10 protein-coding genes are annotated in these 9,993 nt (G+C 72.6%); 9 read left to right on the plus strand and 1 reads right to left on the minus strand.

Going from position 1 to position 9,993, the window contains the following annotated elements:
• The first annotated feature begins 11 nt into the window (after positions 1-11).
• The 8 genes from IE239_RS09545 to IE239_RS09580 all read left to right on the plus strand — a co-directional run bounded on the left by IE239_RS09545 (position 12) and on the right by IE239_RS09580 (position 8,764).
• The gene (locus IE239_RS09545) at positions 12-1,118 is read left to right on the plus strand and encodes a quinone-dependent dihydroorotate dehydrogenase (RefSeq protein ID WP_190148842.1); all 1,107 of its coding nucleotides are present in this window, start codon (positions 12-14) and stop codon (positions 1,116-1,118) included.
• Positions 1,115-1,957, plus strand: a complete 843-nt coding sequence (pyrF, locus tag IE239_RS09550; RefSeq protein ID WP_190148843.1) for an orotidine-5'-phosphate decarboxylase — start codon at positions 1,115-1,117, stop codon at positions 1,955-1,957. Before IE239_RS09545 ends, pyrF begins: the two co-directional genes overlap by 4 nt.
• 276 nt (positions 1,958-2,233) lie before the next feature.
• Positions 2,234-2,557, plus strand: coding sequence for an integration host factor (locus IE239_RS09555; RefSeq protein WP_003977346.1), 324 nt, complete (start codon positions 2,234-2,236; stop codon positions 2,555-2,557).
• Positions 2,558-2,617: 60 nt separating this feature from the next.
• Positions 2,618-3,211: a guanylate kinase gene (gene gmk, locus IE239_RS09560; RefSeq protein WP_190148844.1), complete on the plus strand. Its 594-nt coding sequence runs from the start codon at positions 2,618-2,620 to the stop codon at positions 3,209-3,211.
• Between the two features lie 70 nt (positions 3,212-3,281).
• Positions 3,282-3,554, plus strand: a complete 273-nt coding sequence (gene rpoZ, locus IE239_RS09565; RefSeq protein ID WP_003988945.1) for a DNA-directed RNA polymerase subunit omega — start codon at positions 3,282-3,284, stop codon at positions 3,552-3,554.
• A 124-nt stretch (positions 3,555-3,678) separates the two neighbouring features.
• Positions 3,679-4,881 (plus strand): bifunctional phosphopantothenoylcysteine decarboxylase/phosphopantothenate--cysteine ligase CoaBC, encoded by a 1,203-nt coding sequence (gene coaBC / locus IE239_RS09570; RefSeq protein ID WP_190148845.1) that lies wholly within the window; start codon positions 3,679-3,681, stop codon positions 4,879-4,881.
• 240 nt (positions 4,882-5,121) lie between these two features.
• Complete coding sequence (metK, locus tag IE239_RS09575; protein WP_190148846.1) at positions 5,122-6,330, plus strand: methionine adenosyltransferase; 1,209 nt, start codon at positions 5,122-5,124, stop codon at positions 6,328-6,330.
• Positions 6,331-6,601: 271 nt separating this feature from the next.
• Entirely contained in the window at positions 6,602-8,764 is a 2,163-nt protein-coding gene (locus tag IE239_RS09580; protein ID WP_190148847.1) for a primosomal protein N', read from the plus strand.
• A gap of 136 nt (positions 8,765-8,900) precedes the next feature.
• Here IE239_RS09580 and IE239_RS09585 read toward each other — a convergent pair whose 3' ends face one another.
• Positions 8,901-9,491, minus strand: a complete 591-nt coding sequence (locus IE239_RS09585; protein ID WP_190148848.1) for a hypothetical protein — start codon at positions 9,489-9,491, stop codon at positions 8,901-8,903.
• A gap of 421 nt (positions 9,492-9,912) precedes the next feature.
• On the opposite strand from IE239_RS09585, the gene IE239_RS09590 reads away from it, so the two are divergent.
• Positions 9,913-9,993 (plus strand): helix-turn-helix domain-containing protein (locus IE239_RS09590; protein WP_190148868.1); only part of this gene is annotated, 81 nt, incomplete at its 3' end.

Genomic DNA, 9,993 nt, shown 5'->3' on the forward strand with positions numbered 1-9,993 from the left:
ATGAGGGAACCATGTACAAGATCTTCTTCAATCTCGTCTTCCAGCGGATGGACCCCGAGCAGGCCCACTACCTGGCCTTCCGCTGGATCCGCCTCGCCGCCCGAGTCCCGGTGCTGCGCACCTTCGTGGCCGCCGCCCTCGCTCCCCGCCACCGGGAGCTGCGCACGGAGGCCTTCGGCCTGCGCATGCACGGCCCCTTCGGGCTCGCCGCCGGCTTCGACAAGAACGCCGTCGCGATCGACGGCATGGCGATGCTCGGCTTCGACCACGTCGAGATCGGCACGGTCACCGGTGAGCCGCAGCCCGGCAACCCCAGGCAGCGGCTGTTCCGGCTCGTGAAGGACCGGGCGCTCATCAACCGGATGGGCTTCAACAACGAGGGCTCCCTGGCCGTCGCCGCACGCCTGGCCTCCCGGACCCCCGTCTTCAGGCCCGTGGTCGGCGTCAACATCGGCAAGACCAAGCTCGTCCCCGAGGAGGAGGCCGTCGGCGACTACGTGAAGTCGGCCGAGCGGCTCGCCCCCCATGCCGACTACCTGGTCGTGAACGTGTCCTCGCCGAACACGCCCGGGCTGCGCAACCTCCAGGCCACCGAGGCGCTGCGGCCGCTGCTCAGCGCCGTTCGCGAGGCCGCCGACCGCGTGGTGACCGCGCGGCGCGTCCCGCTGCTGGTGAAGATCGCCCCGGACCTGGCCGACGAGGACGTCGACGCGGTCGCCGACCTGGCCGTGGAGCTGGGCCTGGACGGGATCATCGCCACCAACACCACCATCGCGCGCGAGGGTCTGGGGCTGACGTCCGACCCCTCGCTGGTGAAGGAGACCGGCGGACTGTCCGGGGCGCCCCTCAAGACCCGCTCCCTGGAGGTGCTGCGCCGGCTGTACGCGCGCGTGGGCGACCGCATCACCCTGGTGGGCGTCGGCGGCGTCGAGAACGCCGAGGACGCCTGGCAGCGCATCCTGGCCGGCGCCACGCTGGTCCAGGGGTACAGCGCCTTCGTCTACGAAGGGCCCTTCTGGAGCCGCGCCGTGCACAAGGGGCTCGCCGCGCGTCTGCGGACGAGCCCCCACGCCACCCTCGCCGACGCCGTCGGCGCCGACGTGAGGAGGACGGCATGACCCTGGAGCCCTTCGGCGGGCGGCTGCGCCGCGCCATGGACGAGCGCGGTCCCCTGTGCGTCGGCATCGACCCGCACGCCTCCCTGCTCGCCGAGTGGGGTCTGAACGACGACGTCGCCGGTCTGGAGCGGTTCAGCCGCACGGTCGTCGAGGCGACGGCGGACCGGGTCGCCCTGCTGAAGCCGCAGAGCGCCTTCTTCGAGCGGTTCGGCTCGCGCGGGGTCGCCGTCCTGGAGAAGACGGTGCAGGAGGCGCGGGCGGCCGGCGCGCTGGTCGTCATGGACGCCAAGCGCGGCGACATCGGCTCGACCATGGCCGCCTACGCCGAGGCCTTCCTGCACAAGGACGCGCCGCTGTTCTCGGACGCCCTCACCGTCTCGCCCTATCTCGGCTACGGGTCGCTGGCGCCCGCGGTGGCGCTGGCCCGGGAGAGCGGCGCGGGGCTCTTCGTGCTGGCGCTCACCTCCAACCCGGAGGGCGGCGAGGTGCAGCACGCGCTGCGCGCCGACGGGCGGAACGTGGGCGCGACCATGCTGGCGCACCTGGCGGCGGAGAACGCGGGGGAGGGGCCGCTGGGCTCCTTCGGGGCGGTCGTGGGCGCCACCCTGGGTGATCTCTCGGCGTACGACCTCGACGTCAACGGGCCGCTCCTCGCGCCCGGCGTCGGCGCCCAGGGGGCGACCCCGGCGGATCTGCCGCGTGTCTTCGGGTCCGCGGTGCGCAATGTGGTGCCGAACGTGAGCCGGGGCGTGTTGCGGCACGGTCCCGACACGGTCGCTCTGCGTGACGCCGTGGAGCGGTTCGCGCGAGAAGTGCGGAGCGCCGTGACCTCCGTCTGACGGGCGTCGGCCGTCCCACCGGGGGCTCGGTCGGGCGGCCGGCGGTCGACTCGAGCCTGGATACATCCCCGAATCCGGGGCAGTATGTCTTAAATGTCCGGCCCTACGGAGGCTGACCAGGACTTTTCCTCTGTTCTCGCTGACTCCGGCGGAGTTGGCCGCTAGTCTCCGACGGAGAGTGAACGGGCAAGCATGTTGTCCGGCTCACCTGGTGAGGGGCGACCAGGCCCCTCACCGGTCCGTATCCGACAGTTCGACATCCGAGGTGACGTAGGCGTGGCTCTTCCGCCCCTTACCCCCGAACAGCGCGCAGCCGCGCTCGAAAAGGCCGCCGCGGCTCGCCGGGAGCGGGCCGAGGTCAAGAATCGACTGAAGCACTCCGGCGCCTCTCTTCACGAGGTCATCAAGCAGGGTCAGGAAAACGACGTCATCGGCAAGATGAAGGTCTCCGCCCTCCTGGAGTCGCTCCCGGGCGTGGGCAAGGTCCGCGCCAAGCAGATCATGGAGCGACTCGGCATCTCCGAGAGCCGCCGGGTACGCGGCCTCGGTTCCAACCAGATCGCCTCCCTGGAGCGCGAGTTCGGCAGCACCGGCTCCTGATTGCCGGTTCCTGCCGGAGGGGAGTCCCGGGCACTCCGGGATTGCTGGAATAATCGCTGCATGGCTGCAACATTCCGGGGGACCACCCCCGAGCCCCCGGACGTACGTCCGCGGCTGACCGTGCTCTCCGGCCCTTCAGGGGTCGGCAAGAGCACGGTCGTCGCTCATATGCGCAAGAAACACCCCGAGGTCTGGCTCTCGGTGTCGGCGACGACCCGCAAGCCCCGTCCCGGCGAGCAGCACGGCGTCCACTACTTCTTCGTCACCGACGAGGAGATGGACAAGCTCATCGCCAACGGCGAGCTGCTGGAATGGGCCGAGTTCGCCGGCAACCGCTACGGCACTCCGCGCGCCGCCGTCCTGGAGCGCCTGGAGTCGGGCGAGCCGGTCCTGCTGGAGATCGATCTCCAGGGCGCCCGGCAGGTCCGCGAGTCCATGCCCGAGGCCCAGCTGGTCTTTCTGGCTCCCCCCTCCTGGGAGGAGCTGGTCCGCAGACTCACCGGGCGGGGCACCGAACCGCCCGAGGTCATCGAGCGCCGCCTGGCGGCGGCGAAGATCGAACTCGCGGCCGAGCCGGAGTTCGACGTGACCCTGGTCAACACCTCCGTCGAGGACGTGGCGCGTGAGCTGCTAGCCTTGATGGATGTTGTGTGATCGCGGGTTCGTGCTCTTCGCGGCCTCTGTGATCACGACCGGTCTTTTCCCATCCATCGGAAGGTAGAGCGTGTCCTCTTCCATCTCCGCGCCCGAGGGCATCATCAACCCGCCGATCGACGAGCTCCTCGAGGCCACCGACTCGAAGTACAGCCTCGTGATCTACGCGGCCAAGCGGGCCCGCCAGATCAACGCGTACTACTCGCAGCTCGGCGAGGGCCTCCTCGAGTACGTCGGTCCGCTCGTGGACACCCACGTCCACGAGAAGCCGCTCTCGATCGCCCTCCGCGAGATCAACGCCGGACTGCTGACGTCCGAGGCCGTCGAAGGCCCCGCCCAGTAGTATTTTCGGCTCGCACTTGGTTTTTCCACAGGCCCGGCAGTACGACTGCCGGGCCTGTGGTGTGTGATGGACTCGTACGCCGGGAGCCACGGCGGACGAAATCGTCGAGGTCCGGGGAGAGACGGTGGACACACCGAAGGTCGTTCTGGGGGTCAGCGGAGGCATCGCCGCCTACAAGGCCTGCGAGCTGCTGCGCCGGCTGACGGAGTCGGGTCACGACGTGCGCGTCGTCCCCACTGCCTCCGCGCTGCACTTCGTCGGCGCCGCCACCTGGTCCGCCCTCTCGGGCCACCCGGTCTCCACCGAGGTCTGGGACGACGTCCACGAGGTCCCGCACGTCCGCATCGGCCAGCACGCCGATCTGGTCGTCGTCGCCCCGGCCACCGCCGACATGCTCGCCAAGGCAGCCCACGGCCTGGCCGACGACCTCCTCACCAACACCCTCCTCACGGCCCGCTGTCCGGTCGTCTTCGCCCCCGCGATGCACACCGAGATGTGGGAGCACCCGGCCACCCGGGAGAACGTGGCGACACTGCGCCGCCGGGGCGCCGTCGTAATCGAACCGGCGGTCGGCCGCCTCACCGGCGTCGACACCGGCAAGGGCCGCCTGCCCGACCCCGGCGAGATCTTCGAGGTCTGCCGCCGCGTCCTGGCCAGGGGCGTACGCGAGCCCGACCTGGCCGGCCGGCACGTCGTGGTCAGCGCCGGCGGCACCCGTGAACCCCTCGACCCGGTCCGCTTCCTCGGCAACCGCTCGTCCGGCAAGCAGGGCTACGCCCTCGCCCGCACCGCCGCCGCCCGTGGCGCCCGCGTCACCCTGGTCGCGGCGAACACCGGCCTGCCCGACCCGGCCGGGGTCGACGTCGTGCGGGTCGGCACCGCCGTACAGCTGCGCGAGGCGGTCCTGAAGGCGGCCGCCGACGCCGACGCGGTCGTCATGGCGGCCGCCGTGGCAGATTTCCGGCCGGAGACCTACGCGGCCGGAAAGATCAAGAAGAAGGACGGCAAGGAGCCGGACCCGATCGTCCTCGTGCGAAATCCGGACATCCTCGCGGAGCTGTCCGCCGACCGGGCGCGCGCCGATCAGGTGGTCGTCGGCTTCGCCGCCGAGACCGACGACGTCCTGGCCAACGGCCGGGCGAAGCTGCTGCGCAAGGGCTGCGATCTGCTGGTGGTGAACGAGGTGGGGGAGCGCAGAACGTTCGGCTCCGAGGAGAACGAGGCCGTCGTGCTGGGCGCCGACGGCAGTGAGACGCCCGTGGCCCACGGCCCCAAGGAGGCCTTGGCCGAAATCGTGTGGGACCTGGTGACGCAGCGGCTCGGCTGACTGTTTGATGCGCTTCGTCGTCGCCTCGCACCCGGCTCGATTACGGCGCCGCGCCCCTGGCCAAGCGTGCTCGGCTTTCGGCAGAATGCCCGTGCCGCAGGTCACAGCGCTCCCGAGAGGCGAGACGGGTGGGCCGGTGGCGGGGTATGACCGATAAACTGTTCTCGGACGACGCCGGGCGCAGCTCCCGTCGCGTCCGCCCATGATCAGCCAGCAGCCGCTGCAACCCCAGGGAGCGTTGTGTCCCGTCGCCTGTTCACTTCGGAGTCTGTGACCGAGGGTCACCCCGACAAGATCGCTGACCAGATCAGCGACACCATTCTCGATGCCCTGCTGCGCGAGGACCCGACCTCCCGGGTCGCCGTCGAGACCTTGATCACGACCGGCCTGGTGCATGTGGCCGGCGAGGTCACCACCAAGGCCTACGCGCCGATCCCCCAGCTGGTGCGCGACAAGATCCTCGAAATCGGGTACGACTCCTCCAAGAAGGGCTTCGACGGCGCGTCCTGCGGCGTCTCGGTGTCCATCGGCGCGCAGTCCCCGGACATCGCCCAGGGCGTCGACACGGCGTACGAGAACCGCGTCGAGGGAGACGAGGACGAGCTGGACCGGCAGGGCGCGGGCGACCAGGGCCTGATGTTCGGCTACGCGTCCGACGAGACGCCGACCCTGATGCCGCTGCCCATCTTCCTGGCGCACCGCCTGTCCAAGCGCCTCTCGGACGTCCGCAAGAACGGGACCATCCCCTACCTGCGCCCCGACGGCAAGACCCAGGTCACCATCGAGTACGACGGCGACAAGGCGGTCCGTCTGGACACCGTCGTCGTCTCCTCGCAGCACGCGTCCGACATCGACCTGGACTCGCTGCTGACCCCCGACATCCGCGAGTTCGTCGTGGAGCCCGAGCTCAAGGCGCTGCTGGACGACGGGATCAAGCTCGACACCGAGAACTACCGTCTGCTGGTCAACCCGACCGGTCGCTTCGAGATCGGCGGCCCGATGGGCGACGCCGGCCTCACCGGTCGCAAGATCATCATCGACACCTACGGCGGCTTCGCCCGGCACGGCGGCGGCGCCTTCTCGGGCAAGGACCCGTCCAAGGTGGACCGCTCGGCCGCCTACGCGATGCGCTGGGTGGCGAAGAACGTGGTCGCGGCGGGTCTCGCGGCCCGCTGCGAGGTCCAGGTCGCCTACGCGATCGGCAAGGCCGAGCCGGTCGGTCTCTTCGTCGAGACCTTCGGCACCGCCAAGATCGACACTGAGAAGATCGAGAAGGCCATCGACGAGGTGTTCGACCTCCGCCCGGCCGCCATCATCCGCGACCTCGACCTGCTGCGCCCGATCTACGCCCAGACCGCGGCCTACGGCCACTTCGGCCGTGAGCTCCCCGACTTCACCTGGGAGCGCACGGACCGCGTGGACGCGCTGCGCAAGGCCGCGGGTCTGTAGGACCGCGCCGGACCCCGCCCCGACCACCGCAGGGCCGCCTCCACCCTCGGCGTCCCGTCCCGGTGTCCTGTGGGGCGGGACGGGCCGCGGGTCAGGGCGTCGTGGCCCACGCTGTGCATGATCTCGGCTCCCGAGACCCTCACCGGGTCTCGGGACCCGACGTCGTCATGCCCGGGCTCCGCCGCCGTCCCGCGTCCCGTGGCACCCGGAGCTGCAGGGCGGCGAGGCGCGCACGCGACCGTTGTCAGTGGCGTTTGGTAAGAATGCAGGCGTGAGCAGCGAGAACGGGCAGGGGGGCGGTGGGGCGGCCGGGGAGGGCGCCCCACCGGAGCAGCTCGCGCTCATCCGGGAGACCGTGCGGCAGGCCAAGACGCCCCGGGCCAAGCCCCGCACCTGGCGGGGAGCGGCGCTGGCCGGGGAACTGCCGGTCGCGCGGGTCCTCGTCGACAAGGGCGTACTGCATCTGGACCGCTACTTCGACTACGCCGTCCCGGCCGAGCTGGACGCGGACGCGCAGCCCGGCGTGCGGGTCCGGGTGCGGTTCGGGGCCGGACGGGGCCGGGTGCGCGACGGGCGGCGCGAGGGGGGCGGACTCATCGACGGGTTCCTCGTCGAGCGGCTCGCGGCGTCGGACTACCCGGGGCCGCTCGCTGCGCTCGCCCAGGTGGTGTCCCCCGAGCCGGTGCTCGGTCCGGAGCTGCTGGGCCTGGCACGGGCCGTCGCGGACCGGTACGCGGGGAGCCTCGCCGACGTGCTGCAGCTGGCCGTGCCGCCGCGCAACGCACGTGCCGAGCAGCGGCCCTCGCCCGCGCCGCTGCCGCCGCCGGGAGCGCCGCAGACCGGCACCTGGGACCGCTACGAGCGGGGAGGCGCGTTCCTGGAGTCGCTGGCGTCCGGTGGCGCGCCGCGGGCCGTGTGGAACGCGCTGCCCGGGCCGAAGTGGAGCGAGGAGCTGGCGCGGGCCGTCGCCGCCACGCTCTCCTCGGGGCGCGGGGCACTGGTCGTCGTACCCGACGGACGGGCCGCCGCGCGGGTCGACGGGGCGCTGACCGAGCTGCTGGGGGAGGGCCGGCACGCGCTGCTCACCGCGGACGCCGGGCCCGAGAGGCGCTACCGGGAATGGCTGGCGGTGCGACGCGGGTCCGTGCGCGCGGTCGTCGGAACGCGCGCCGCGATGTTCGCGCCGGTCCAGGACCTCGGGCTGGTCGCGCTCTGGGACGACGGGGACGACAGCCACAGCGAGCAGCACGCCCCGCAGCCTCATGCGCGGGAAGTGCTGCTGCTGCGGGCCGCGCAGGACAAGTGCGGTTTCCTGATGGGGGGTTGGAGCTGCACCGTGGAGGGCGCCCAGCTCGTCGAGAGCGGCTGGGCGCGACCGCTCGTCGCCGGTCGGGAGCTGGTGCGCAGGGCCGCTCCGCTGGTGCGGACCGTGGGGGACCAGGACCTGGCGCGGGACGAGGCCGCCCGGGCCGCCCGACTGCCCACCCTCGCCTGGCAGGCGGTCCGTGAGGGGCTGCGGCACGGGCCGGTGCTCGTGCAGGTGCCCCGGCGGGGGTACGTGCCCCGGATGGCGTGTGCGCAGTGCCGGGCGGCGGCCCGCTGCCGGCACTGCTCCGGACCGCTGGAGGCACGGGGCGGGGACGCCGGGGGCGCCCTGTGGTGCGGGTGGTGCGGGCGTGAGGAGAACGCCTGGCACTGCCCCGAGTGCGGCGCGTTCAGGCTGCGGGCGCAGGTCGTGGGGGCGCGACGGACCGCCGAGGAGCTGGGGCGGGCGTTCCCCGCCGTGCCGGTGCGCACGTCAGGGCGTGAGCAGGTGCTTGACACGGTGCCGGCGGCGCCCGCGCTCGTCGTGTCCACGCCTGGGGCGGAACCGGTCGCCGAGGGCGGGTACGCGGCTGCCCTGCTGCTGGACGGCTGGGCCATGCTCGGACGTCCCGACCTGCGGGCCGGGGAGGACGCCCTGCGGCGGTGGATCGCCGCCGCCGCGCTGGTGCGCCCGCAGGAGGCAGGGGGGACCGTGGTCGTCGTCGCCGAGCCGACCCTGCGGCCCGTGCAGGCGCTGGTGCGATGGGACCCCGTGGGGCACGCCGTGCGCGAGCTCGCCGAGCGGGCCGAGCTGGGGTTTCCGCCGGTGTCGCGGATGGCGTCGGTCTCGGGGACGGGGGAGGCGGTGACCGCGTTCCTGGCAGCGGTCGAACTGCCCCGGGAGGCAGAGCTGCTGGGGCCGGTTCCGATCCCGGCCGCCCCTGCCGGACGGCCCCGGCGGCCGGGGGCGCCGCCGCCGGGGGAGCAGTGGGAGCGTGCGCTGATCCGGGTGCCGCCGGGCCGGGGCGCCGCGCTGGCCGCCGCGCTGAAGGCGGCCCAGGCGGCCCGGATGGCCCGCGGCGGCGAGGAGGCGGTGCGGGTGAGGATCGATCCCCCGGACATCGGGTGAGTCCTGAGGCCCGGGGGCTTCGAAGGGCAGGGGCTCTGAAGCCCGGCGGCTTCGGGGCCCGCGGCCACGGGGGATATGCGGCTGCCCTCCCGGGTGCGGCCGAGAGGGCGGACGGGGGTGTTCGGGGAAGGCGCCCTCAGCCGTTGCGGGGGCCCGGGAAGGCGGTCGGCCTCGGCTCGTCACGCAGAGCCGGGCTGCCGGCCGTCGGCTGGGTCGGCATCGAGCGGGCGGCCGGGACCGTGGGGACCGTCGGGAGGCCCGTGTTCACGCTGAGCGGGCGGGCGCCCGCGGACTCCGTGGGCCGCTCGGCCTCGGCCGTGGCGGTGCCGGCGCCTGCGGTGGTGGCCGTGCTGCCCGGGGCCTGAGCGGTCTGCGCGGCGGCGCGGCGAGCGCCGTAGCGGCGGTGGACCGCCTGCTTGGTGACCCCGAGGGCCGAGCCCACCGCGTCCCACGAGAACCCGAGTGAACGGTCGAAGTCCACCGCCGCGGTGACCAGTGTCTCGACGCTGTCGCGCAGTTCCTGGGCGAGCCGGACGGTGGGGGCGGGAGCGCGTCCGTACACGACGAAGCCCGTGGAAGGACCGGAACGGCGCGGGCGGTAGACGTTGCCCAGCTGGGCGGTGAGCGTGCGCAGTGCGTCCACCTGCCGGCGGACCCGCTCGATGTCCCGCACCAGCAAGTGCAGGCTGGCCCGGGCCTGGGCGTCGTGGGTTGCATGGTCGGCCATGAACAAGCCTCTCGAACCGGCGTTGAAGAAGGTGTGGTCAACTCTTTCTTGACAACGCGGGTTCGCTCCGCTGGTCACGGTGTGGGGGCGTATGGGGTTATGCGTACGCCCCTCGGACAGAGTGCGCGCGGCTCTTCTTCCCGCGCGGCCCCCGCCGTCGGCGGCCGGCCCCCGGCCCTCGGCGAGAAGCCGTCCGCGGCTCCGGCGGTCCGGCGGTCCGGAGCCGCCGGCGGTCGGGCACGGCGGCGGTCCGGCGCGGCGGCCGTCATCGAGTTCCTCCGTGGATGCTCCGCCGTTCACGGCGGAGAGGAAACGGACTCCTGCGGAGCAGGGCAGGGAGCGGGGTTTCGCCGCCAGACCGGAAGACCGTGCTCTGACCAGCAGGTTTGATCTTCACCTGTCATGTCGCTAGTTTGTGAGAATGGCCACGACGCAGGTGAAGCGGGCGTTCAAGTACCGCTTCTGTCCCACGGACGAGCAGGCAGCAGAGCTGTCGCGCACG

Source organism: Streptomyces humidus (assembly GCF_014649655.1).
Classification (GTDB): domain Bacteria; phylum Actinomycetota; class Actinomycetes; order Streptomycetales; family Streptomycetaceae; genus Streptomyces; species Streptomyces humidus.